Annotated in this window: 18 protein-coding genes and 1 riboswitch; of the genes, 17 read left to right on the top strand and 1 reads right to left on the bottom strand. The window is 69.2% G+C overall.

What is annotated here, in order from left to right; translation table 11 throughout:
• Window positions 1-5 precede the first annotated feature (5 nt).
• A complete protein-coding gene (locus JGU66_16980) occupies window positions 6-1,274 on the bottom strand; it encodes a serine/threonine protein kinase (protein ID MBJ6762467.1) in 1,269 nt (422 codons plus the stop codon).
• A gap of 426 nt (window positions 1,275-1,700) precedes the next feature.
• Between JGU66_16980 and JGU66_16985 the strand changes: the two genes are divergently transcribed.
• From JGU66_16985 to JGU66_17065, 17 genes are all read left to right on the top strand, one after another.
• Window positions 1,701-2,897: an outer membrane protein transport protein gene (locus JGU66_16985; GenBank protein ID MBJ6762468.1), complete on the top strand. Its 1,197-nt coding sequence runs from the start codon at window positions 1,701-1,703 to the stop codon at window positions 2,895-2,897.
• Between the two features lie 103 nt (window positions 2,898-3,000).
• Window positions 3,001-3,120, top strand: a riboswitch (SAM riboswitch).
• A gap of 283 nt (window positions 3,121-3,403) precedes the next feature.
• Window positions 3,404-5,899 (top strand): bifunctional aspartate kinase/homoserine dehydrogenase I, encoded by a 2,496-nt coding sequence (thrA, locus tag JGU66_16990; protein ID MBJ6762469.1) that lies wholly within the window; start codon window positions 3,404-3,406, stop codon window positions 5,897-5,899.
• Window positions 5,900-5,909: 10 nt separating this feature from the next.
• Window positions 5,910-7,037 carry a PLP-dependent transferase gene (locus JGU66_16995; protein ID MBJ6762470.1) on the top strand — a complete coding sequence of 376 codons (1,128 nt, stop codon included), beginning with the start codon at window positions 5,910-5,912 and terminating at the stop codon, window positions 7,035-7,037.
• Window positions 6,949-8,103 carry an aminotransferase class V-fold PLP-dependent enzyme gene (locus JGU66_17000; protein ID MBJ6762471.1) on the top strand — a complete coding sequence of 385 codons (1,155 nt, stop codon included), beginning with the start codon at window positions 6,949-6,951 and terminating at the stop codon, window positions 8,101-8,103. The genes JGU66_16995 and JGU66_17000 overlap by 89 nt, the downstream gene beginning before the upstream one ends.
• Before the next feature lie 253 nt (window positions 8,104-8,356).
• A complete protein-coding gene (locus JGU66_17005; protein ID MBJ6762472.1) occupies window positions 8,357-9,637 on the top strand; it encodes a porin in 1,281 nt (426 codons plus the stop codon).
• 15 nt (window positions 9,638-9,652) lie between these two features.
• Window positions 9,653-10,681, top strand: a complete 1,029-nt coding sequence (locus JGU66_17010) for a sulfate ABC transporter substrate-binding protein (GenBank protein ID MBJ6762473.1) — start codon at window positions 9,653-9,655, stop codon at window positions 10,679-10,681.
• A 10-nt stretch (window positions 10,682-10,691) separates the two neighbouring features.
• On the top strand, window positions 10,692-11,531 hold the full coding sequence (gene cysT, locus JGU66_17015; protein MBJ6762474.1) for a sulfate ABC transporter permease subunit CysT: 840 nt from the start codon (window positions 10,692-10,694) through the stop codon (window positions 11,529-11,531).
• Between the two features lie 3 nt (window positions 11,532-11,534).
• The gene (gene cysW / locus JGU66_17020; protein MBJ6762475.1) at window positions 11,535-12,383 is read left to right on the top strand and encodes a sulfate ABC transporter permease subunit CysW; all 849 of its coding nucleotides are present in this window, start codon (window positions 11,535-11,537) and stop codon (window positions 12,381-12,383) included.
• On the top strand, window positions 12,380-13,444 hold the full coding sequence (locus JGU66_17025; GenBank protein ID MBJ6762476.1) for an ABC transporter ATP-binding protein: 1,065 nt from the start codon (window positions 12,380-12,382) through the stop codon (window positions 13,442-13,444). Before cysW ends, JGU66_17025 begins: the two co-directional genes overlap by 4 nt.
• 486 nt (window positions 13,445-13,930) lie before the next feature.
• Complete coding sequence (locus JGU66_17030; protein MBJ6762477.1) at window positions 13,931-14,677, top strand: phosphoadenylyl-sulfate reductase; 747 nt, start codon at window positions 13,931-13,933, stop codon at window positions 14,675-14,677.
• 4 nt (window positions 14,678-14,681) lie between these two features.
• On the top strand, window positions 14,682-15,320 hold the full coding sequence (locus tag JGU66_17035) for a bifunctional precorrin-2 dehydrogenase/sirohydrochlorin ferrochelatase (protein ID MBJ6762478.1): 639 nt from the start codon (window positions 14,682-14,684) through the stop codon (window positions 15,318-15,320).
• Window positions 15,317-16,111 (top strand): uroporphyrinogen-III C-methyltransferase, encoded by a 795-nt coding sequence (gene cobA / locus JGU66_17040; protein ID MBJ6762479.1) that lies wholly within the window; start codon window positions 15,317-15,319, stop codon window positions 16,109-16,111. Before JGU66_17035 ends, cobA begins: the two co-directional genes overlap by 4 nt.
• The gene (cysD, locus tag JGU66_17045) at window positions 16,108-17,025 is read left to right on the top strand and encodes a sulfate adenylyltransferase subunit CysD (protein MBJ6762480.1); all 918 of its coding nucleotides are present in this window, start codon (window positions 16,108-16,110) and stop codon (window positions 17,023-17,025) included. The genes cobA and cysD overlap by 4 nt, the downstream gene beginning before the upstream one ends.
• Window positions 17,025-18,737 (top strand): 50S ribosome-binding GTPase, encoded by a 1,713-nt coding sequence (locus JGU66_17050; GenBank protein MBJ6762481.1) that lies wholly within the window; start codon window positions 17,025-17,027, stop codon window positions 18,735-18,737. Before cysD ends, JGU66_17050 begins: the two co-directional genes overlap by 1 nt.
• Window positions 18,695-20,563 carry an assimilatory sulfite reductase (NADPH) flavoprotein subunit gene (locus JGU66_17055; GenBank protein MBJ6762482.1) on the top strand — a complete coding sequence of 623 codons (1,869 nt, stop codon included), beginning with the start codon at window positions 18,695-18,697 and terminating at the stop codon, window positions 20,561-20,563. Before JGU66_17050 ends, JGU66_17055 begins: the two co-directional genes overlap by 43 nt.
• 14 nt (window positions 20,564-20,577) lie before the next feature.
• Window positions 20,578-22,248 carry an assimilatory sulfite reductase (NADPH) hemoprotein subunit gene (cysI, locus tag JGU66_17060; GenBank protein ID MBJ6762483.1) on the top strand — a complete coding sequence of 557 codons (1,671 nt, stop codon included), beginning with the start codon at window positions 20,578-20,580 and terminating at the stop codon, window positions 22,246-22,248.
• 67 nt (window positions 22,249-22,315) lie between these two features.
• Entirely contained in the window at window positions 22,316-24,022 is a 1,707-nt protein-coding gene (locus JGU66_17065; protein ID MBJ6762484.1) for a C69 family dipeptidase, read from the top strand.
• Window positions 24,023-24,129: the final 107 nt, after the last annotated feature.

The following is a 24,129-nucleotide window of genomic DNA, read 5'->3' on the forward strand; positions in this document are numbered from 1 at the left end:
GTCGATCAGCCGGCGAAGTACCAGAACAAGGCAGAGCCAATGAGCGCGACGCCCGCGGCCGCCGCGATGCCCCACGGAAATCCCTCGGCCACGTCCATCGTCCCGCCGCCCGCCATCCCCAGCCCCACCGTCGCGACCGTGGGCATGCGACTCCCCGAGCCGGCCGAGCCAGGGACCGATGCGGGCTCGAGATCAGGCTCGGGCTCGATCACCGAGCGCGGTGCCGACCCGCCGCTCGGCGTGCGCGCGGAACCCGAGCCACTTCCGCCCGTGCCTCCCGGCTGCGAGCCGAGCGCGGGCATGGCCGGCGCGTGACGCCCCGCCTTGTCCGGAGGGAACAGCGTCGCCATCAGCGAGGCCAGCTCCCGTCCGCCCGAGGTCCAGTTCTGCGCCGACCGATAGCGCTCCAGGTCCTCGTGCAGCTCGCGCGCGGTCTGATAGCGGGCGTTCGGATCCTTCTGGAGCAGCTTGAGGATGATGCGCTCCAGCGCCGGATCAAACCCAGGCACCATGTCCGAGGGGCGAGGCACCTCCGCGTGCGACGCGGCGAGGATGGTCGCCTCCATCGACTCGCGCTTGTACAGCCGGCGCCCCGTGGACGCCTCGTACAGCACGATTCCCAGGGAGAAGAGATCCGAGCGGTGATCCAACTCGCGGTTGGTGATCTGCTCCGGGGACATGTACGCGTACTTCCCCTTCACCACGCCCGCGACGGTGCGCTCGGCATTGACGCTCGTCTTGACGATGCCAAAGTCCGCCAGCTTGATGATGCCGTCGCGCGACACGAGCACGTTGCCCGGAGTGATGTCCCGGTGCACCAGCCCCAGCGGCGTTCCATCCGGCAGCGTCTTCGTGTGCGCGTACGCCAGCGCGTCCGACAACGCCATGCCCACGTCCACCGCGAGCCGAGGCCCCACCGGCAGTCCCGCCGCGCCCGCGTGCCGCAGCAGGCGATCGAACGACTGCCCTTGGATGTACTCCATCGCGATGTAGTACTGGCCGTCGATCTTCCCGAAGTCGAAGACCTGCACGATGTTCGGATGCGTCAGGAGCGCAGCCACCTTCGCCTCGTCCACGAACATCCGGCTGAACGCCTCCAGGTTCGCGTACTCCGGCAACACCCGCTTGATGACGCAGGCCTTGGAGAACCCGTCAGGTCCGTCCAGCGTCGCCACGAAGAGGTGAGCCATCCCTCCCGCGGCAAGCTGCTGGACTATCCTGTATTTCCCGAAATGAGTTTCGGGCGCTGGAGATGCCGTCGCGTTCCTATCCAACTTTTACCCCGAGACCAGAACTGGAAATTCAAGGAAGATACCGGCGCACTTCAGGGTTCACAAGTTTACGCCCGCACTTCAAAGAGGATTTCAGCTTATCCGGATTTATGCGCGCCTGATACCTGTTGGGTCTGTCAGATTTGTCTGGTTCTGGACCGGAAGCGGTTGAATCACGGCGCGGCTGTCTCACGCCCAGGACTGTCCGGGAATCCAATGACAGTCATCGCCCGAGCCATCGCCACGTGGCGGTGATACGGCGTGAGCCTGTCTCACCGCAGCACTCACAGGTCGAGTTGGACCCGCATTGTCCGAGCAGGCGAACAGGCTACCGTTCGCCTGTTCCGCGCCCGCGCACGGTCTCCGGCAGTCCGAGTCTCCCGTGCAACCTCACCCTCCTGCGCGTGGCCGGGACCAGAGGATGCACACATGAAGAAGTACGTCTCCCTCGCGACCCTGCTCCTCGCCGGCGGCAGTCAGGCAGCCGGCTTCGCCAACACCACCCACACCGCCCGAGCCACGGGCATGGCCAGCGCCATGACGGCGCATGTCCAGGATGCCTCGTCCGTAGCGTTCAACCCCGCGGGTCTCTCCGCGCTGACGACGTATGACCTGGAAGTGGGCGGCAGCGCCGTCATCCCCGTGGCGAACCTCACGCCGCGGGACTCCAACACGGCGGAGGCCACGAAGTTCGCCGTCTCCCCGCCGCCGCACCTGTTCGCCGCGTTCCCGCTGACGCAGGGGCTGGTGGCGGGCGTGGGCGTGTACACCCCGTACGGCGCCGCGCTGGAGTGGAAGGACGGCTTCTCTGGCCGCTTCGTGGCCACGTACTCGCAGATGGCCACGTTCAACCTCAACCCCACGCTGTCGTACGCGGCCACGGACTGGCTGCGCGTGGGCGTGGGCGCGGACATCCTCTACGGCATGCTGAAGATTCGTCAGCGCGTCCCCTTGCCGACGAACACCGAGGCGGGCGCCAGCATCTCGGGTGACGACGTCGCGTTCGGCTTCAACGCGGGCGTGCAGGCGGACCTCGTGAAGAACAAGCTGTCGGCGGGCATCACCTACCGCAGCGCCACCACGCTCGACTTCAAGGGCGACGCGGAGTTCACCGACGTCCCCGAGCCCCTCCAGGCCGCCTTCGCCAAGCAGGGCGTGCGGGTGAGCATGCCCATGCCCCAGTCGATGGGCCTGGGACTGGCCTACCACCCGGTCGAGCGCATGACGGTCGCCGCCGACGCCACCTGGTGGAACTGGTCACGGCTGCAGAGCCTGAACCTCGAGTTCGACAACGCGGCGTTCAGCACGAGCCAGCCCAAGAACTGGCACAACCGCTGGTCCTTCGACCTGGGCGCCGAGTACGCGGTGACGCCCGCGGTCACCGTGCGAGCGGGCGTGGGCTATGACCCGACGCCCATCCCGGACGCGACGCTCACGCCGGAGCTGCCGGACTCGGACCGCTACCAGGGCGCGCTCGGCGTGACCTATGGCATCGGCAAGCTGTCGCTGACGGCCGGCTACCAACTGCTCCTGTTCGCGAAGAAGGAGAGCACCACGCCCGCGCTGCCCGGCACGTACCGGGGCTCGCTGCACGTGCTGACCTTCACGCTGGGCTACCACGGCTAATCCCTCTCGCTGACGCGGTGAGCTGAACCCGGGGCCGCCCGGGGCCTGTTGGCCCTGGCGCGGCCCTTGTCTTGACAAGTGATGCCCTTCAAGGGCTATATGCGCGCAACATCAAGAGCGGCCTCGCTTGCGCGGGTGCCCGACAACCTGGAGACGGACCTCCAAGGTGTCCAAATGATGCGGCCCGGGAGAAGTGATTCCGCGGGCAATCCAAGTGTCCGAAGCCAGGGCCCTCGCCCCATGCTTCGGTGAGAGAGTCTCGCCGTGGTTCACTCGCCTCGACAGACGACGGTCCCCTCCCCCGCTCTGGGTCGTTGCTCGCGCTGTCGCGCGGGGTCGGCGCGAATGCGTCAGCCCTGGCTCATGCGCTAGGGCTTCGCATCTATCCCTCTCACGTCTGTCGTTGGCTCAGAGCCCGCTCGCGCGTTCGCGCGCGGTGACGGCGAGCCATTCCCTCTCAATTCCTATCAGCGCTCGCGGGGCGGGCGTCTGTCTTGGGTTCAGTCATGAACAGTCCTCGATTCAGGGTCATGAAGTTCGGCGGCTCGTCGGTGGGTTCTCCCCCTCGGCTGCGGCAGGTGGTGCAGCTCATCGCCCAGCATTCGCGCAGCGGCCCGCTCGCGGTGGTGGTCTCCGCCATGGGCGACACCACGGACTGGCTGCTGGAGGCGGCGAGCCTCGCGGCGGCCGGCAACCTGGAAGGTGCGCGCGCGGTGCTCTGGCGCATCACCGAGCTGGCGAAGAGCACCGTCGCCGCGCTCCACCCCTCCCCCAGCGCGGGACTCGCGGCGCGCATCGATCTGTTGCTCGCGCCGCTCCAGCTCCTGCTGCAAGGCATCGCGCTCACCCGCGAGTGTTCCCCGGCGTCGAAGGATCGCGTCCTCTCCTATGGAGAGCTCATCACCTCCACGGTGTTGCCCGAGCTGCTCCAGGCCGCTGGCGTGGAGTCGCGATTCTGTGACTCGCGCGCGCTCATCGTGACGGATGACCGGTTCGGCGCGGCGCGGGTGGACGTGGAGCGGACGCGAACGCTCATCCAGGAGGCCGCGCGCACGTGGGGCAACGCGGTGCCCGTCCTCCCTGGCTTCATCGCGGCGACGCCGGATGGGCGCACCACCACGCTCGGGCGCAATGGCTCGGACTACACCGCCGCGCTCGTCGCCCAGGGACTGGCCGCCTCCGAGGTCACCGTGTGGACGGACGTGCTCGGGCTGCACACCGCGGATCCCGACCTCGTGGCGGATGCGTACCCGGTCGCGCATCTCACGCACGGCGAGGGGCTGGAGCTGGCCGCGGTGGGCGTGCGCATGCTGCACGCGCGCACCATGATTCCGCTCATCGAGTCCGGCATCCCGCTGCGGATCCGCAACACGATGTCGCCCGAGCACCCCGGCACGCTCATCGACGCCGTGGGTTCGCTGGATGGGCAGCGGCCCACCTGTATCGCCACGCGCGAGGACCTCGCGCTGTTGGACATCGAGGTGCGCAAGCTCTCCGACCAGTTCCAGCTCGGTGAGCGCGCGCTGTCCGCGCTGCGGCAGGCGGACGTCACCGTGTGGATGACGGCGCAGTCGTCCAACGGGCAGTCCATCGCCGTCGTGGTTCCTCGCCCGGATGCGGAGCGAGCCCGGACGGCGCTGGAGTCCGAGCTGGCGCAAGAGCTCGCGCGCCGCGAGGTGGAGCCGCTGAAGATTCGCCAGCCCGTCACGCTGCTGACGCTCGTGGCCGAGGCGATGGGTCACGGCGTCAACGTGGCGGGACGCTTCTTCCGCGCGCTGGGAGGGGTGGGCGTCAACGTCAAGGCCATCGCGCAGGGCGCCAGCTCGCGCTCCATCTCGTGCGTCGTCGATGCCTCGGACACGGCCATCGCCGTGCGCACCACGCACGCGGCCTTCAACCTCGCGCACCAGCAGGTCAGCGTCTTCTTGCTCGGCAAGGGGACGGTGGGCGGGCAGCTCCTCGCGCAGCTTCGCGCCCAGGAGGCACAGCTCCGCGAGCGCCATGGCATCGCGCTTCGCGTGGTGGGCATCGCGGACAGCCGTCGCGCGGTGTTCGACGCGCGCGGCCTCCCGCTCGACGGCCTCGAGGAGCGCCTCTCCACCGGAGACGCGCGCGAGGCCGGGCTCTCGCGGCTCGTCCCGCTGCTGGAGGAGCTGCGCCGACAGCCCGTGCCCATCCTCGTGGACTGCACGGCCGCCGCGGGAATGGAGGCCGTCTACACGCAGGCCTTCCAGCGCGGCATCCACGTGGTGGCGGCCAACAAGAAGCCGCTCGCCCTGCCCTGGGCCGATCACGAGCAGCTCCTGGCCGAGGCGCGGCGACACCATGTGGCCTACCACTACGAGACGACGGTGGGCGCCAGCCTCCCTGTCATCGAGACGCTGTCGAACCTCGTGCGCACCGGCGACACGGTGCGGCTCATCACCGCGTCGCTGTCCGGAACGCTCGGCTACCTCTGCAACGAGCTGATGGCGGGGGTCCCCCTCTCCGTCGCGGTGCGCACGGCGCGCGAGCGCGGCTTCACCGAGCCGGATCCACGCGACGACCTCAGCGGCATCGACGTCGCGCGCAAGGCGCTCATCCTCGCGCGTGAGCTGGGGCTGCCGCTCTCGTTCTCGGACGTGGCGCTGGAGCCGTTCGTCCCGGCCGACCTGTGCACCGCCTCCGTGGACGTGCTCCCCAAGGGGCTGGAGGCGCTGGATGGAACGTATGCGGAGAAGGTGGCCCGCTGCCGTCAGTCCGGCACGGTGCTGCGCTATCTGGCCCGCATCGCGCCGGGCCGCTCCGGAGACGGCCCCATCATCCGCGTGGGCCCCACCGTGGTGGAGGCCGGTCAGCCCGCGGCGGATCTGCGCGGCGCCGAGTCCCTCATCTCCTTCACCACCACGCGCCACAGCGACTACCCGCTCACGGTGCGCGGCGCGGGCGCGGGCGGCGCGGTCACCGCCTCCGGCGTCCTCGCAGACATCCTCCGCATCTCCCAGACCCTCCGGGGTCGCTGAAGGAGCCCTCATGAAGCTCGCCACGGCAGTCGTCCACGCAGGCGTCCGGCGCGATCCCTCCACCGGCGCGGTCGCCGTCCCCATCTACCAATCCGCCACCTTCCAGCACCCGGCGCTCGGCCAGTCCACCGGCTACGACTACTCTCGCACGCGCAACCCCACGCGCTCCGCGCTGGAGGAGGCCATCGCTCGACTGGAGGGTGGCAGCCGCGGCCTGGCCTTCTCCTCGGGCATGGCGGCCATCCACTGTGCGCTACAGCTGCTCGGCCCCGAGGACCATCTCGTGCTGACCGAGGACCTCTACGGCGGGACGTATCGGCTCGTGGAGAACATCCTCCATCGGCGATGTACGTACGTCGACACCAGCCGCCCCGAGGCGGTGCGCGCGGCCCTGCGCCCCAACACGCGGGCCGTGCTGGTGGAGTCCCCCACCAACCCGGTGATGCGGACGGCGGACATCCCGGTCCTCGCGAACCTCGCGCACGAGACAGGCGCGCTGCTCATCGTGGACAACACGTTCCTCACCCCCTGTCTCCAGCGTCCGTTGGAGCTGGGCGCGGACCTGGTGGTCCACAGCGCGACCAAGTACCTGTCCGGCCACAACGACGTCGTCGCCGGCGCGCTCGTCGCGAAGGACGCGGCGCTCGGTGAGCGACTCGCGTACTTCCAGAACGGCATCGGCGCCATCCTCGGGCCGCAGGACTCCTATCTCGTCATTCGCGGCCTGAAGACGCTCGCGCTGCGCATGGAGCGACATCAGGCCAACGCGCGCGAGGTGGCCGGTTGGCTCGCCTCCCATCCGCTCGTGGAGCGCGTCTTCTATCCGGGCGTGGGCGGCATGTTGTCCTTCACCGTCACCGACACGGCGCTCGTGCCGCAGGTGCTCTCTTCCGTGCGCCTGTGTCTCTTCGCCGAGTCGCTCGGTGGCGTCGAGACGCTCATCACCTATCCAGCCACCCAGACGCATGCCGACATCCCCGCGGCGCGCCGCGAGGAGCTGGGAATCACTGACCGACTGCTGCGCCTCTCCGTGGGAATCGAGGACGTCCATGACATCATTGCCGACCTTTCCGAAGCGCTCGCCGGAGCCCACACGTTGCGAGAGCTTCGCCACGCGCCTCTTGCACACGGGTCATGAGCTAGACCCGACGACGGGCGCGGCGGCCGTGCCCATCTACCAGGTGTCGATGTTCGATCAGCCGAGCCTGGAGCAGCCCGGCGAGTTCGACTACGCGCGCTCGGGGAACCCCACACGCCGGGCCCTCGAGGGCGTGCTCGCGAGCCTCGACGAGGCCGCGGGAGCGTTCGCGTTCGGCTCGGGCATGGCGGCCGTCTCCACCGTGCTGATGCTCTTCAGCGCGGGCGATCACCTCGTCGTCACCGATGACTGTTACGGCGGCACCTATCGCGTGCTCACACGGGTGTTCCGGCGCTTCGGGCTGGACGCCACCTTCGTGGACACGAGCAACCCGGCGGCGGTGCGCGCCGCGATCCGCCCCAACACGCGCGCGCTGCTCGTGGAAACGGTCAGCAACCCGTTCCTCAAGCGCACGGACGTCCCCGCCATGGCGGAGATCGCCCACCAGCACAAGGCGCTACTCATCGTCGACAACACGTTCTTGTCGCCCTACCTGTCGCGCCCGCTCACCGAGGGAGCGGACATCGTCGTGCACTCCGCGACGAAGTACCTGGGTGGGCACAGCGATGTCGTCGCGGGCTCGGTGGCGGTGAGGACCCCGGCGCTCGCCCAGGAGGTCTACTTCCTCCAGAACGCAGTGGGCGCGGTGCTTGGGCCCCAGGACTGCTTCCTCCTTCAGCGCGGCATCAAGACGCTGCAGGTGCGGATGGAGCGGCAGGTGCGCACGGCCTCGGCGTTGGCGCAGTGGCTCGCCGAGCGGCCCGAGGTGCGCGAGGTCTTCTATCCCGACACGGGCGCGGTGGTGACGTTCCGGCTCGCGCGCGACGCCATGGCCGCGCCGTTCGTGCAGAACCTGCGGCTGCCGCTGCTCGGCGTCTCGCTGGGCGCGGTGGAGAGCATCGTCACGGTGCCTGCTCGCCACTCGCATGCCTCCGTGCCAGCGGCCGAGCGAGAGCGCCGCGGAATCACCGAGGGCCTCATCCGCTTCTCCGTGGGGCTGGAGGACCTGGGTGACCTGAGCGAAGACCTGGCCCTCGCCTTCGAGGCCGCGCGTCATGTCGTGTGATGAACAGGGCGGGGCATTGACAGCCGCGAACTCCACAGGCAACGTGATGACGCTCATGCGAATCCCCACCACCACCCTCGCCTCGTGTTGCTGTCAGGCACCTTGGGTGGGCGTGTGTCCGCCGGTGGCCTGAGCGCTATCGGCTGAGCTGACACGAAAGCCCACCCCCGGAAGGGAGGTGGGCTTTTGAGTTTCCAGGACCGGATCTCACCCACCGCCCCTTCGCTGCCCCGTCTCGTCACGAGGTCAACGAATGGCATCCACGACGCGCTACGCAATCCCTCTCGTCCTGGGAGGACTCCTCTCCCCGCTCAGTTCCCACGCCGAAGGCGACACGCCCGAGGCCCCACCCGCGGTCACCGTCCAAGCAGGCGCGGACGGCTTCACCCTCACCTCCGCCGACAAAGCCTTTCAGCTCAAGCTGCGCGGCTATCTCCAGACAGACGGCCGCTTCTTCGCGAGCAAAGCGGACAAGCCCGGCTCCACCACGTTCCTAATCCGACGCGCGCGGCCCATCGTGGAGGGCACCCTCTTCGGCGCGTTCGACTTCCGCCTGATGCCGGACTTCGGCGCCGGGACGGTGCAGCTCTTCGACGCCTACCTGGACTTCCACCCCGCCAAGGAGGCGCGGCTGCGCGCGGGCAAGTTCAAGCCGCCCATCGGACTGGAGCGGCTCCAGAGCGCGACGAACACGGTCTTCATCGAGCGTGCGCTCCCCACGGACCTGGTGCCCAATCGGGACGTGGGTCTGCAAGTCCACGGTGAGCTGCACGGTGGCGTGCTCGCCTACGCGCTGGGCGCGTTCAATGGCACGCCAGACGGAGCCAGCGTCGATGCCAACCTGGATGACAGCTTCGACGTGGCCGCGCGCGTGTTCGCCCAGCCCTTCCGCGCGGGCGGCCCGAGCGTCCTGAAGGGACTCGGGGTCGGCTTCGCCGCATCACAGGGACAACAGTTCGGTGCCACGGCGAGCACGGGTGTCGCGCCGCTGCGCACGCCAGGACAGCAGACCTTCTTCAGCTACCGCACGGGCGCGCTGGCCGATGACACCGTCATCGCCCACGGAGACCACTTCCGCCTCTCGCCACAGGGTTACTTCTACGCGGGCCCGGTGGGTCTGCTGGCCGAGTACGTTTCATCCACGCAGGCAGTCAGTCGAGGTCCGGCACGCGCGAGGCTCCGCAACCAGGCCTGGCAGGTCACCGCGAGCGCGGTGTTCCTAGGCGGCGCGCCGTCCTTCGAGGGCGTGCGCCCCACGCATCCCCTGCATCCCTCGGAAGGAGCCTGGGGCGCGGTCGAGCTGGCGGGCCGCTATCACACGCTGAACGTCGACGCCGACGCGTTCCCGCTCTACGCGGATCCGAACAAGGCCGCTCGCGCCGCGCGGAGCTGGGGCCTCGCGGCCAACTGGTACCTCAACGCCAACGCGCGCCTCGCCGCCGACTTCGACCGCACCACCTTCGACGGTGGCGCTCCAGACGCGGACCGGACACCGGAGTCCGTCTTCCTCTCTCGCTTCCAGCTCAGCTGGTGAAAGGCCGTGCCCCCCATGCATCCACGCCACGTCTTGCCGCTCCTCTTGCTGCTCTCGCTCGGCGGCTGCTCCAAGGCCGGGGGCGACGGCTCCAGCGCGGAGACGGTCACGCTGCTCAACGTGTCCTATGACCCGACCCGCGAACTCTACGAAGACTTCAACACCGCGTTCGCGAAGCACTGGGAAGCAAGCCAGGGGCGGAAGCTCACGGTGCAACAGTCGCACGGCGGATCCGGCAAGCAAGCGCGGGCCGTCATCGATGGACTGGAGGCCGACGTCGTGACGCTCGCCCTCGCGTACGACGTGGACATGCTCCACGACAAGGCGAACCTCCTCCCGACGGACTGGCAGACCCGCTTGCCGAACAACAGCGCGCCCTACACCTCCACCGTCGTGTTCGTGGTCCGCAAGGGCAACCCCAAGAACATCCGCGACTGGGACGACCTCACGCGCGACGGCATCTCCGTCATCACGCCCAACCCCAAGACGTCAGGGGGCGCGCGATGGAACTACCTCGCGGCGTGGGGCTATGCGCTGCGCAAGCCGGGCGGCACCGAGGACTCGGCTCGGGCCTTCGTGTCGCGCCTCTTCAAGAACGTCCCCGTGCTCGACTCGGGCGCGCGGGGCTCCACCACCACGTTCGCGGAGCGCGGCCTGGGCGACGTGCTCATCGCCTGGGAGAACGAAGCCCTCCTCCTCACCCGTGAGGTGGGAAAGGAGCGGTTCGACATCATCGCGCCCTCGGTGAGCATCCTGGCCGAGCCGCCCGTCGCGCTGGTCGACCGCAACGTGGACAAGCGCGGGACGCGCGCGGTGGCCGAGGCCTATCTGCGCTACCTCTACTCGGACGAAGGACAGGAGATCGCCGCGCGACATCACTACCGGCCGCGCTCGCAGACGGTGGCGGCGAAGCACGCCCAGGACTTCCCCGCCGTCACCCTCTTCACCATCGACGAGGCGTTCGGCGGCTGGCGCAAGGCGCAGAAGGCCCACTTCGACGACGGCGGGGAGTTCGACCGTCTCGCCGCGGCCCAGGCCCGGTGAGCCCCACGCCATGAGCACGTCCGCGCGCAGACGCATCCTCCCCGGCTTCGGATTGTCGCTGGGAATGACCTGGGCCTGGCTCGGCCTGCTGGTCATCGTTCCCCTCTCCGGCCTCGTCCTCCAGAGCCTCAACCTGTCGTGGGAGCGGTTCTGGGAGACCGTGGCGTCGCCTCGCGCGTTCGCGGCCTATCGCTTGAGCTTCGGCGCATCCCTCGCGGCGGCGCTCATCAACGCGATCTTCGGACTGCTCGTGGCCTGGGTGCTCGTGCGCTACCGCTTCCCGGGCCGAGCGTGGGTGGACGCGTTGGTGGACCTGCCCTTCGCGCTCCCCACGGCGGTGGCCGGGCTGACGCTGACCACGCTCTACGCCTCACATGGCGCCTATGGGCGGTACCTGGAGGCGCTGGGCCTGAAGGTGGCTTTCACCCCGCTGGGCGTGGCCATCGCGCTGACCTTCATCGGCCTGCCCTTCGTCGTGCGCACGGTGCAGCCCGTGCTGGAGGACCTGGATCCCGAAGTGGAGGAAGCCGCGACGACGCTCGGCGCGACGCCCTGGCAGACGTTCTCGCGCGTCGTCTTTCCCCACGTGCTCCCGGCCCTCCTCAGCGGTTTCACCCTCGCGTTCGCGCGAGCGCTGGGTGAGTACGGCTCCATCGTCTTCATCTCCGGCAACATGCCGCTGCGCACGGAGATCGTCCCGCTGCTCATCGTCACGCGGCTGGAGCAGTACGACTACGCGGGCGCCACCGCGCTCGCGCTCGTGATGCTCGTCACGTCGTTCACGCTCCTGCTGACCGTCAACCTCCTCCAGCGCTGGAGCCAACGTCGGCTCGAGTCGCGCCCCGGGTAGCCCATGCACGTCGCCCCCTTCACGCCACGCCATGCGACCCGCATGCTCGCGAGCCCGGCCCTCTTGAAGTGGGGGCTCATCGCGACGGCGCTCGCCTTCCTGGGTGTGTTCCTCTTCGTCCCGCTGATCGCCGTCTTCTCGTATGCCTTTCAGAAGGGCCTGGCCGCCTGGTTCGCGGCCATCCGCACGCCCGAGTCACTCGCGGCCATCCGACTGACCCTCACCGCCGCGCTCATCGCGGTCCCCGTCAACCTCGTCTTCGGGCTGGCCGCCGCCTGGCTCATCGCGCGCTTCCAGTTCCCCGGGCGCGCGCTGCTCCTCACGCTGATCGACTTGCCGTTCAGCATCTCGCCGGTCATCGCGGGCCTCCTCTTCGTCCTCCTGTTCGGTCGGCATGGAGGACTGGGCCCGTGGCTCATCGAGCACGGCCATCCCGTCCTCTTCGCGGTGCCCGGCATCGTGCTGGCCACGGTCTTCATCACCTTCCCCTTCGTGGCCCGCGAGGTGTTGCCCGTCCTGCAAGCGCAAGGCTGCGACGAAGAGGAAGCCGCGCTGACCCTGGGCGCGAGCGGCTGGCGCACGTTCCTGCGAGTCACCATTCCCAAGGTGAAGTGGGGCGTGCTCTACGGCGTCATCCTCTGCAACGCGCGCGCGATGGGCGAGTTCGGCGCGGTGTCCGTCGTCTCCGGCCACGTGCGCGGCGTGACGACCACGCTGCCGCTGCACGCGGAGATTCTCTACAACGAATACGACTTCGTCGGCGCGTTCGCCGTGGCCTCGCTGCTGACCCTGCTCGCGCTCGTCACGCTCGTCATCAAGAAGTACGTGGAATGGAGGGCTGACGCCCCATGAGTGTCATCGTCGAACACCTGACCAAGCACTTCACGCGGAGCCACCTCCCCGCCGTCGCGGACGTGTCGTTTCGCGCGCCCACGGGAGCCATCACCTCGCTCCTGGGCCCGTCCGGCGCGGGAAAGTCCACCCTGCTCCGCCTGATCGCGGGCTTGGAGATCGCGGACGCGGGAGCCATCCACATCGACGGCGTGGACTGTACGGGGCTCCCCGCGCAGCAGCGCGGCGTGGGCGTCGTGTTCCAGAGCTACGCGCTGTTCCGTCACATGACGGTGCGCCAGAACATCGCGTTCGGCTTGGAGCTGCGGCGCCTCCCCCGGGCACAGGTGACCGCTCGCGTGGAGGAGATGCTCGCGCTCGTGCAGTTGGATGACCTGGGAGAGCGCCTCCCGGGCCAGCTCTCCGGCGGACAACGCCAGCGCGTCGCGTTCGCCCGAGCACTCGCCATCCAACCGCGCTTGCTCCTGCTCGACGAACCCTTCGGCGCGCTCGACACCCGCGTCCGCGTGGAGCTGCGCGAGTGGCTGCATGCCCTGCATGTCCGCACCGGCATCACCACGCTCCTCGTCACGCATGACCAAGAAGAAGCCCTGGAGATCTCCCAGCACGTGGTCGTGATGTCGGGAGGACAGGTCGCGCAGGCCGGTCCACCCGAGGACATCTATGACCGGCCGACCACCCCGTTCGTCGCCTCCTTCGTCGGAGGCACCAGCATCCTGCGAGGTCGGGTGCGCGAGGGCCGCGCCGAGATGGGCTCGCTCGTGGTGAGCGCCCCCGAGGCAGCCCGCGAGGGCGAGCCCGTGCACGCCTTCGTGCGCCCCCATGACATCAAGCTCGCGAGGACGCCGAATGGAATCAGACATCCCGAAGGAGCCAGCCGCGTGCAACGCCTGAAGCCCGTGGGGGGCTACGTGAAGGTGCTCCTGCGACTGCCCACCGGCGACGAGCTGGCCGTCGAGGTCCCTCGCTCGGAGTTCGAGGCGCTGGGCGTGGTCGAAGGAGACTCGGTGCTCGCGGATGTCCGAACCGCGCGTGTCTTTGTTGGCGACTACGCCATCTGAGCGGCCATGCACCGCACCGTCCCCACATTGACGAAGCGCAAGTGATGAACGTACTTTGCTTGCCGATGCCTTCCTCCACTCCGACCGCCGCGCCGTGCTGCCGCCGCTGCTGTCGGATGTGTCGCTGTGCCCTTCCGGGCGCGTGGCACTGAGCAAGCATCCTCTGCGCCACACCTCGCGCCTGACTCCCTGGCCCGCCTCGCACCGAGGTGAGGTCCGTCTTCAGTCCTCGCCTCCGCTGTCCTCGCCATTCATGTCCTCCACGCCGTCACACGCCTCTCGCACCGCCATGACAGACCTCTCGGTCGTCGTGGGCCGTGGGGCGGGCGCGTGTTGGGCCTGTTGTCGGATGTGTCCGCCTCCTGGCGGGCGCCGAGCAGCGGGGAGTGCGTAACCACCTCTTCCCGACCCCTGTCCTGCTTGCGCGGCCCGCCCTCGGAAACCTCCGAGGCGCGGGCCGTTTCGTTCTGTCCAAAGGAGTCCCCGATGTCCGCGGTTCGTCCTGTCCCCGTCGAAACCACAGTCTCCGAAGAGGAGCTGCTCGCCACGGGCACCTCGCTCGCGAGCGCTCCCGCCGAGGAGGTCCTCTCGTGGGCCGAGCACCGCTTCGGCGCGCGGGCGGTCATCGCCACCAGCTTCGGCCCCGAGGACATGGTCCTGGTGGACATGTCGCGCCGGCATGCACGGAGCCTGAAGCTGCTCACGCTCGACACCGGCCGCCTCCCACCGGAGACCTATGAGCTGATGGAGGTGGTGCGCAATCGCTACGGCGTCACGGTGGAGACGTTCTTCCCCGACCACGCGCGCTTGGAGGCCCTCCAGTCCGAGCATGGCCACTTCTCCTTTCGCAAGAGCGTCGAGGCGCGGAAGGAATGCTGTGCGATTCGCAAGGTCGAGCCATTGCGGCGCGCGCTCGCGGGGCGGCTCGCCTGGGTGACGGGACTGAGGCGCGATCAGTCCTCCAACCGCGCCGATGTCTCCGTGCTGTCTGTCGACAGAGAGCACGGCGGGCTCCTCAAGCTGAGCCCCTTGGCCAGTTGGACCGCGCGCGACGTGTGGACCTACCTGCGCGAGCACGGCGTCCCCTACAACCCGCTCCACGATCGCGGCTACCTGTCCATCGGCTGCGCGCCCTGCACGCGCGCGGTGAAGCCCTTCGAGGATGAGCGCGCGGGCCGGTGGTGGTGGGAGTCCGCCGAGCACAACGAGTGCGGCATCCATGCGCGGCGCTGAAGCCATGGACTATCCCGTGTGCTTGAGACTGGAGGGCCGGCCCGTCCTCGTGGTGGGCGGCGGGCCCATTGCCGAGGGGCGGATCCTCGCGCTGCTCGAGGCGGGAGCGCGCGTGAGGCTCGTGTCGCCCGAGGCCACCGGCGCGTTGCAGCAGCTCGCGAAGGCCGAGCGACTGGAGTGGGTGCGGCGAAGGTGGAACCCCGGCGACACGCGCGGCCACGCGCTGGTGCTCACCGCGGTTGATGACACGCGCGTGAGCCAGGCGGTGGCGGACGAAGCGCGCTCGCTCGGCATCTGGCTGAACACGGCGGATGAACCCGCGGCGTGTGACTTCACGCTGCCGTCGGTGGGGCGACGCGGTGCCATCACCGTGGCGGTCTCCAGCACAGGACAAGCCCCCGCGCTCGCCGCCGCGCTTCGGCGCGAGCTGATGACGCAGGTGACGGTCCACCACGTGCGACTCGCTCGGCTGAGCGGGTGGCTGCGGCGACGACTGCCGCGAGGACCCACCCGGCAGCGCCTGCTGCGGCTGTTGGTGGACGGAGACATTGGCGCGCTCCTGGCCCAAGGCCAGCGCCGGGCCGCATGGGCCCGCGTGCGCGAGGAACTGAACGACCGAGAAGCACGGAGACAGACGACATGAGAGGCACGACAGAGGGACAGGTGTATCTGGTGGGAGCGGGTCCAGGAGACCCGGGACTGCTCACCCTTCGAGCGGCCCAGGTGCTCGCGGCCGCGGACACCGTGGTGCATGACCGGTTGATCCACCCGGGGGTGCTCGCCCATGCGCGGGCGCGGGCGCGGCTCATCTACGTGGGCAAGGAGGGCCATGGTCCTTCCGTGCGGCAGGAGGACATCCACTCGGTGCTCATCGCGCAGGCACGGCTGGGCCGCGCGGTGGTGCGTCTGAAGGGAGGCGATCCGTTCGTCTTCGGGCGCGGCGCGGAGGAGGCACTCGCGCTGGAGGCCGCGGGCATCGCCTACGAGGTCGTTCCCGGCGTCTCCAGCGGCATCGCGGCGGCCTCGGCGGCGGCCATCCCCGTCACGCATCGGGGGCTGTCCGGTGCCGTGACCTTCGCCACCGCGCACCGCGCCGAGCGCACCACGGACTGGGCGCACCTCGCGGGCGCGGAGACGCTGGTCCTCTTCATGTCGGGGCGCAGGTTGGAGGAGGCCTCGCGCGAGCTGATCCGCGCGGGCAAACCGGCCTCGACGCCGGCCGCGGTCGTGGAGGCGGGCACCTGGGAGCACCAGCGCGTGGTCGAGGCTCCGCTCGCCATCGTGGCGACCGAAGCGCGTCAGGCAGGCCTCGGCTCGCCCTCCTTGCTCGTCGTGGGAGAGGTGGTGTCCCTCCGCTCGCGACTGCCGTCCCTGGCAGCGCGCCGCACATCGACGCGCGAGCCCCGCATCGCGAACGCGGGAGGCCGGTCATGAGCACGGCCACCACCCCAAAAGCTTCGCACCTGGCGGACCTGGAAGCGGAGAGCATCCACATCCTTCGAGAAACGGCGGCGGAGTTCGCCAACCCGGTGATGCTCTACAGCATCGGGAAGGACTCCCAGGTGCTGCTGCATCTGGCGCGCAAGGCCTTTCATCCCGCGCCCCTGCCCTTCCCGCTCCTCCACGTGGACACGACGTGGAAGTTCCGCGAGATGTATGCGTTTCGAGATGCGTTCGTGGCGCAGCATGGCCTGCGCCTGCTCGTGCACCAGAACCGCCGCGCATTGGCCGAGGGCATCAATCCCTTCGACCACGGCAGCCAGAAATACACCCACGCGATGAAGACGCAGGCGCTCCTGGAGGCGCTGGCGATGCACGGCTTCGACGCGGCCTTCGGCGGAGCGCGGCGGGACGAGGAGAAGTCGCGCGCGAAGGAGCGGGTCTTCTCCTTCCGCGATCGCCACGGGCAGTGGGACCCGCGGCGCCAGCGCCCGGAGCTGTGGAACCTCTACAACGGGCGCGTGGACGCGGGCGAGAGCATGCGCGTCTTCCCGCTGTCGAACTGGACGGAGCTGGATGTCTGGCTCTACGTCCTCCAGGAGCGCATCCCCGTGGTGCCGCTCTACTTCGCGGCCGAGCGACCCGTCATCGAGCGCGGCGGCGCGCTGCTCATGGTGGATGACGAGCGCATGCGGCTGAAGCCAGGCGAGCGCGTGCAATCCCGCCGCGTCCGCTTCCGCACGCTGGGCTGCTACCCGCTCAGCGGCGCCATCGAGTCCTCCGCCACCACGGTGGAGGCAGTCATCCACGAAATGCTCTCCGCGCGCCAATCCGAACGGCAGGGCCGACTCATCGATCACGACGAAGAGGGCTCCATGGAACTCAAGAAGCGCGAGGGCTACTTCTAATGGACACCGCACGACTGGCCAGTCCCGCCCCTACCCTGCAGCAACTCTTCGCCGAGCATGGACGCAAGGAGTTGCTCCGGCTCGCCGTGGTTGGCTCCGTCGATGACGGCAAGTCGACCCTCATCGGTCGTCTCCTCTACGAGTGCGACGGACTGTTCGAGGATCAAATCCTCGCGGTCCGCCGAGCGAGCGCGAAGCGCGCGGCCACCGCGCGGCAGACAGGCGCCGCCCACGAAGCAACGGCCGGCGAGGAGATCGACTTCTCACTCTTCACGGATGGCCTGCGCGCCGAGCGTGAGCAGGGCATCACCATCGACGTGGCCTACCGCTACCTGTCCACGGCGCGGCGGAAGATCATCGTCGCGGACACGCCGGGACACCTCCAGTACACGCGCAACATGGCCACGGGCGCCTCCACGGCGGACGCGGCCGTCATCCTGGTGGATGCGCGGCTCGGAGTGCTCGCGCAGACGCGGCGGCATGCGTACATCGCCTCCCTGCTGGGCATCCCCTACCTGGCCGTGGCCGTGAACAAGATGGACAAGGTGGACTTCGATCGCGCCACCTTCGAGCGCATCGGCTCCGAGCTGGAGCACTTCGCGCGAACGCTGGGCTTCGAGCAGGTGCGCCTCTTCCCGGTGAGCGCGAGCCAGGGAGACAACATCACCCGCACCAGCGCGCGAACCCCCTGGCATGAAGGCGGCACGCTCCTGTCCTGGCTCGAAGCCCTGCCACGCCAGTCTCCCCAAGCGCCGCAGACCCTCCGCTTCCCCGTGCAGTACGTGCTGCGTCCTCACCTGGACTATCGCGGCTTCGCGGGGCAGATCGCCTCCGGCACCATCCGGGTCGGAGACGAAGTTCGGGTCGCGCCCTCCGGACGCACGACGCACGTCGCGGGCATCGACACCTTCGACGGCTCCTTGAGCGAGGCCTCCGCGCCCGCCTCGGTCACGCTCCGGCTCGCGGACGAAGTGGATGTCAGCCGAGGTGACGTGCTCACCCACGTCGACCAACCCCCGCTCGCCCTGCATCAACTCGACGCGATGCTCGTCTGGTTTGGCGAACAGCCCCTGGACTGCTCCCGCAGATACCTGGTGAAACACACCAGCCGCACCGTGCCCGCGCACATCGAGCAGGTCGTGTGGCGCAAGGAATTGGAGGACCTGTCCGAGGTCCCCGCGGAGACCCTGGCGCTCAATGAGATGGGACGGGTCCGAGTGCTCTGCCGCCGTCCGTTGCTCGCGGATGCCTACCGCGGCAATCGCCGCACGGGCGCCTTCATCGTCATCGACCCGCTGACCCAGGACACGGTGGCGGCCGGAATGATTCTCGGGGCCTCCGAGACGACCTCGGGCAACGCGCACGCACACTCGCTCGTCACGTCCTCGGAGCGGCGGAATCGCCTCGCGCAGCGCGGTGGCGTCATCCTCCTGCCGAGCGGCCCCGACACGCGGGTGCACGCTTATCAGCTCGAGCGCGCCCTCTTCGATGCGGGGCGCCACGTGGCCGTGGCCGGTGAGGACTCCGAGGCGGCGCTCGCACTCGCCGGCGCCGGCCTCTACGCCATCGTGCATCCGTCCGCACCGCAGGCGCGACGCGCGCTCCGGGGACTCGCCCGTGACGCGGAGGTCTCCTGGTTCGAGGCCGTCGCTGACGGAACTCCCGAGCAATGGATCCAAGCCATCGTCGGCACCGAGGAGCGTGCGTCGTGACGACGTCTTCACGCGCGGAGCTGTCACGCCTGGGGCCACCTCCCGTCATCACCAGCCGACTCGGCGCGGATCAAGGAGCACTGCTCCTCCAGTTGTTGGAGGGCATGGACGCCCCCGGACTCCAGTGGCTGAGCGGCTACGCGGCGGGGCTCGCCTCGGGCCGCACGGGGCTCGCGGCGGCCCCATTCCCCGCTCCCACTCCCACCGGGCACCTCGCGCTCGTCTATGGCACGCAGACGGGCAACAGCCGCCTCCTGGCCGAGCGACTCAAGTCACAAGCAGAGGCGCATGGCGTCGCGGTCCGCCTGTTTCGCGCAGGCGAATACCCACTTCGAGAGCTGAACAAGGAGCGGGTGCTGTGTGTGGTCATCAGCACGCAGGGCGATGGAGATCCGCCCGACGACGCACGAGGCTTCTACGACTTCATCCTGAGTCGCCGCGCGCCCCGGCTGGAGTCCCTGCGCTTCGCCGTGCTCGCGCTGGGCGACTCGTCGTATCCGAAGTACTGCGAGACCGGCCGGATCCTCGACGCTCGACTCGCGGAGCTGGGCGCCACCCGCCTGCTCGAACGCGCGGACTGCGACGTGGACTTCGAGCCGACCGCCACCGGCTGGCTCGCGCGCACGCTCGAGCTGACGCGCGAGGCACTCGCTCCCGCCGAGCCCCGCGCGGAGGTCGTCCCCCTGCGCGGCGTCACCCTCGCGCCCGCGCATGGCCGCGAGGCGCCGTTCGCCGCCGAGGTCCTGGTCAACCAGCGCATCACCGGCCGTGGGGCACTCAAGGATGTGCGCCATCTGGAGTTGTCGCTCGCGGGCTCGGGCCTCACGTATGAGCCCGGGGACGCGCTCGGAGTCTGGCCCCGCAATCCTCCAGGACTGGTCACGGACGTGTTGAGCGCGCTCCGCCTGGATGCCGAGGCGCCTGTCACGCGGGACGGACGGACGCTCCCGCTCACGCAATGGCTCACGGAGGAGCTGGAGATCACCCGCCTCTCGCGCTCCTTCCTGGAGCGCCACGCAGCGCAGCCCGGCGGAGAGTCATTGCGGCCCTTGCTGACGCCCGAAGGCGCCAGCGGACTCCGCGCCTTGCTCACCAGTCATCAGGTCATCGACCTCGTGCGAGCCCACCCCGTGTCCTGGCGCGCGGAGGAGCTGGTGCAGGCCCTGCGGCGACAGACGCCGCGGCTCTATTCCCTGGCATCGAGTCAGCGCAGCGTCGGCGACGAGGCCCACCTCACGGTGGCGATCGTCGACTACCTGGCCTTCGGCACCGCGCACGTGGGGGCCGCATCGTCCCACCTCGCCACGCGGGTCCCGGGAGAGGACAAAGTGCGGCTCTTCATCGAGCCCAACCCACGCTTCCGCCTGCCCAGCGACCCCCAGCGTGACGTGATCATGGTTGGCCCCGGCACGGGCGTGGCCCCCTTCCGCGCCTTCGTCCAAGAGCGAGCGCAGCTTGGCGCGACGGGGCGCAACTGGCTCTTCTTCGGCGAGCAACACCGACGCAGCCAGTTCCTCTATCAGACGGAGTGGCAGGAGGCGCTCGACGCGGGCACGCTGCATCGGCTGTCCGTCGCCTTCTCCCGAGATCAGGAGCAGAAGGTCTACGTCCAGCATCGCCTGCGCGAGCAGGGCCGAGAGCTGTACGCCTGGCTGGAGGGAGGCGCGTCGCTCTACGTGTGCGGCGAGGCCCAGCGCATGGCCCCGGACGTCCACGCGGCCCTCCTCGACATCCTGATGACTCACGGAGGCAAGGGCCGCGACGACGCGGAGGCCTACCTCCAATCCTTGCGCGAACAGCAGCGCTACCAACGCGACGTCTACTGAATGCGAGCCACGACATGAGTTCCCCCTCTCAACCCCTCTCGGAGGTCGAGCACACCAAGGCTCGAAGCAACCTCCTGCGCGGAACCCTGACCGAGAGCCTCGCGAATCCACTCACGGGCAGCCTCGCCACCAGCGACACCCAGCTCCTCAAGTTCCACGGCAGCTATCAGCAGGACGACCGGGAGCTTCGCGAGGAGCGCCGACAGCAGAAGCTGGAGCCCGACTACAGCTTCATGATTCGCACGCGCCTGCCCGGCGGAGTCTGCACTCCCGCCCAATGGCTCGCACTGGACGCACTGGCGCGCGAGCACGCCAACGGCACCTTGCGCCTCACCACCCGCCAGGCCTTCCAGCTCCACGGTGTCTTGAAAGAAGACCTCCAGCCCACCCTGGCGCGCATCCATCAGACCTTGCTGGACACCATCGCCGCGTGCGGCGACGTGAACCGCAACGTGATGTGCAATCCCAACCCCGTGGACTCGCATCTCCACGCGGAGGTGCATCAATGGGCGGTGCGCTTGTCGGAGCACCTGCTCCCTCGGACGCGCGCATACCATGAAATCTGGCTGGGCGAAGAGAAGGTCGCGGGCGGCGAGGAGGAGCCCATCTATGGCGCCACCTACCTGCCCCGGAAGTTCAAGACCGCCATCGCCGTGCCCCCGCTCAACGACGTGGATGTGTTTGCCCATGACCTGGGCTTCATCGCCATCCTCGAGGCGGGGCGGCTGGCGGGCTTCAACGTGACGGTGGGCGGCGGCATGGGCGCGACCCACGGCGACGCGGCCACCCATCCCCGACTGGCGGATGTCATCGGCTTCATCCCGCCCGAGCAACTCCTCGCGGTGGCGGAGCAGGTCGTCACCGTGCAGCGCGACTTCGGCGACCGGTCCAATCGCAAACATGCGCGCCTGAAGTACACGGTGGAGGACCGAGGCGTGCCCTGGTTCACCGCCGAGTTGGAGCGAAGGCTGGGCTTCCGCCTGGAGCCCGCACGCCCATTCCACTTCGAGCACAACGGAGACCGGTTCGGCTGGACCGAGGGCCACGACGGGACGTGGCACCTCACCCTTCAACTCGACAGCGGGCGCGTGGCGGATGTGCCGGGCGCCTCGCGGCTGACGGGCATGCGCGAGGTGGCGCGCATCCATCGGGGCGACTTCCGCCTCACCGCCAACCAGAACGTCATCATCGCCCGTGTCGCGCCCGAGGACCGCCCCGCCATCGAGGCGCTCGTGACGGCCCACGGGCTCGATGACTTCCGGAAGGCCAGCCCGCTGCGACGCGACGCGCTGGCCTGCGTGGCGCTGCCCACCTGCGGTCTCGCGATGGCCGAGGCCGAGCGCTACCTGCCGCGCATCGTGCCGCTGCTGGAGGAGCGGCTGCGCGCCCATGGCCTGGAGGGAATCCCGCTCCACCTGCGCATCACCGGCTGCCCCAATGGCTGCGCCCGCCCCTACGTCGCGGAGGTGGCGCTCGTGGGCAAGGCGCCCGGGCGCTACAACCTGCTCCTGGGTGGCGACCGCCGCGGGCAACGGCTCAATCGCCTGTACCGCGAGAACATCGACGAGCCGGCCATCCTCGCCGCGCTCGACCCGCTGTTCGCCGCCTATGCGCGCGACCGAGCGCCACAGGAGGGCTTCGGGGACTTCGTCGTCCGCGCGGGCCTGCTCAAGTCGGCCATCTGAGAGGCGGCCGGGCATGCGCGCACGAGGAACCGCGCCGACGGCCGGTTGGCCTGCTAGCATCCGCGACATGACCCAACGCCTCTTCACGTTCCTCGCGGCGCTGCCCGTCACGGCAGCGCTCGTCGCTCCGGCCGCGGACGCATGCACCAGCATGCTCGTCACCAAGGGCGCTACGACGGACGGTGCCACCCTCATCACCTACGCCGCCGACTCACACGAGCTCTACGGCGAGCTGTACTACACGCCCGCGCGCCGCCACGCGGCTGGCGCGATGCGCGACATCATCGAGTGGGACACGGGCAAGTTCCTGGGTCGCATTCCCGAGGCCCCCGTCACCTACTCGGTGGTGGGGAACATGAACGAGCACCAGCTCTCCATCAGCGAGTCCACCTTCACCGGGCGCAAGGAGCTGGAAGCGCCCACCGGCATCATCGACTACGGCTCGCTCATCTACATCGCGCTGGAGCGCTCCAAGACGGCCCGCGAGGCCATCCAGGTGATGACCACCCTGGTCGCCGAGCACGGCTATGCCTCCACCGGCGAAACGTTCTCCATCGCGGATCCGAAGGAGGCGTGGATCCTCGAGATGATTGGCAAGGGCGAGGGCAAGAAGGGCGCTGTCTGGGTTGCCCGCCGCCTGCCGGATGGCTTCATCTCTGCGCACGCCAACCAGTCGCGCATCCGCCAGTTCCCCCTGGCGGACTCCGAGAACGCTGTCTACGCGCCGGACGTCATCAGCTTCGCGCGCGAGAAGGGCTGGTACACCGGCGCGGACAAGGACTTCAGCTTCGCGGACACCTACCACCCGATCGACTTCGAGGGCGTGCGCTTCTCCGAGGCGCGCGTGTGGAGCATCTTCCGCCGGGCCGCGCCGTCGCTCGGCCTGGGCGCCGAGTACGCGGACGGCTCCAATCCCTCCAAGCGTCTGCCTTTGTGGGTCAAGCCGGACAAGAAGCTGTCCGTGCAAGACACCATGGCGCTGATGCGCGACCACTTCGAGGGCACCACGCTCGACATGACGAAGGACGTGGGCGCGGGCCCGTACCAGGTCCCCTATCGCTGGCGCCCGATGACGTGGGAAGTGGACGGAAAGAAGTACGTCCACGAGCGCGCCATCTCCACGCAACAGACGGGCTTCTCGTTCGTCGCGCAGATGCGCTCGTTCATGCCGGACCCCATCGGCGGCGTGCTGTGGTTCGGCGTGGATGACACGTTCACCACCGTCTACACGCCCATGTACGCCGGAATCCGGCAGGCGCCCCACAACCTCGCGCAGGGCGTGGCGAGCCGCGGGACGTTCTCCTGGGACTCGTCCTTCTGGGTGTTCAACTGGGTGTCCAACCAGGCCTACTCCCGCTGGAGCGACATGATTGTCGATGTCCAGAAGGAGCAGGGCGCGCTGGAGGGGCAATTCCTGGCGGACCAGACCGACATCGAGAAGTCCGCGCTGGAGCAGTACAAGCGCGACCCCGAGTCGGCCCGCAAGTACCTCACGGACTACTCCTCGCAGCAGAGCGACGCGGTGCACGCGCGCTGGCGCAAGCTGGGGGAGACCCTGCTCGTGAAGTACATCGACGGCAACGTCCGCGATGAGTCCGGGAAGGTGACTCACCCGAAATACCCGGAAGGCTGGTATCGCCACATTGCCCGCGATGCCGGTGAACGCATCGAAATCCGCGAGGCGCCGAAGGCCGAGACGAAGCCCGTCCAGAAGCCCGAGCCCAAGCCGCTCCCCAAGGCTGAACACAAGCCCACGGTGGCGCCCGCCCCGTAGTCCGTCGCTGTACCTGGCCGGATCCGCGCGGCGCCTCGCGCCCCGGATCCGGCCACCCCCGCAAGGGATGCTGCGCGGAGCAATTCCGCGCTCCCCTCGCTGACTCA

Source organism: Myxococcaceae bacterium JPH2, assembly GCA_016458225.1.
Lineage (GTDB): Bacteria > Myxococcota > Myxococcia > Myxococcales > Myxococcaceae > Citreicoccus.

Excerpts from the sequence above, each read along its gene's own strand:
- JGU66_16985 (MBJ6762468.1), top strand. The coding sequence starts at position 1,701 with ATGAAGAAGTACGTCTCCCTCGCGACCCTGCTCCTCGCCGGCGGCAGT.
- thrA (MBJ6762469.1), top strand. The coding sequence starts at position 3,404 with ATGAACAGTCCTCGATTCAGGGTCATGAAGTTCGGCGGCTCGTCGGTG.
- JGU66_16995 (MBJ6762470.1), top strand. The coding sequence starts at position 5,910 with ATGAAGCTCGCCACGGCAGTCGTCCACGCAGGCGTCCGGCGCGATCCC.
- JGU66_17000 (MBJ6762471.1), top strand. The coding sequence starts at position 6,949 with ATGACATCATTGCCGACCTTTCCGAAGCGCTCGCCGGAGCCCACACGT.
- JGU66_17005 (MBJ6762472.1), top strand. The coding sequence starts at position 8,357 with ATGGCATCCACGACGCGCTACGCAATCCCTCTCGTCCTGGGAGGACTC.
- JGU66_17010 (MBJ6762473.1), top strand. The coding sequence starts at position 9,653 with ATGCATCCACGCCACGTCTTGCCGCTCCTCTTGCTGCTCTCGCTCGGC.
- cysT (MBJ6762474.1), top strand. The coding sequence starts at position 10,692 with ATGAGCACGTCCGCGCGCAGACGCATCCTCCCCGGCTTCGGATTGTCG.
- cysW (MBJ6762475.1), top strand. The coding sequence starts at position 11,535 with ATGCACGTCGCCCCCTTCACGCCACGCCATGCGACCCGCATGCTCGCG.
- JGU66_17025 (MBJ6762476.1), top strand. The coding sequence starts at position 12,380 with ATGAGTGTCATCGTCGAACACCTGACCAAGCACTTCACGCGGAGCCAC.
- JGU66_17030 (MBJ6762477.1), top strand. The coding sequence starts at position 13,931 with ATGTCCGCGGTTCGTCCTGTCCCCGTCGAAACCACAGTCTCCGAAGAG.
- JGU66_17035 (MBJ6762478.1), top strand. The coding sequence starts at position 14,682 with ATGGACTATCCCGTGTGCTTGAGACTGGAGGGCCGGCCCGTCCTCGTG.
- cobA (MBJ6762479.1), top strand. The coding sequence starts at position 15,317 with ATGAGAGGCACGACAGAGGGACAGGTGTATCTGGTGGGAGCGGGTCCA.
- cysD (MBJ6762480.1), top strand. The coding sequence starts at position 16,108 with ATGAGCACGGCCACCACCCCAAAAGCTTCGCACCTGGCGGACCTGGAA.
- JGU66_17050 (MBJ6762481.1), top strand. The coding sequence starts at position 17,025 with ATGGACACCGCACGACTGGCCAGTCCCGCCCCTACCCTGCAGCAACTC.
- JGU66_17055 (MBJ6762482.1), top strand. The coding sequence starts at position 18,695 with ATGGATCCAAGCCATCGTCGGCACCGAGGAGCGTGCGTCGTGACGACG.
- cysI (MBJ6762483.1), top strand. The coding sequence starts at position 20,578 with ATGAGTTCCCCCTCTCAACCCCTCTCGGAGGTCGAGCACACCAAGGCT.
- JGU66_17065 (MBJ6762484.1), top strand. The coding sequence starts at position 22,316 with ATGACCCAACGCCTCTTCACGTTCCTCGCGGCGCTGCCCGTCACGGCA.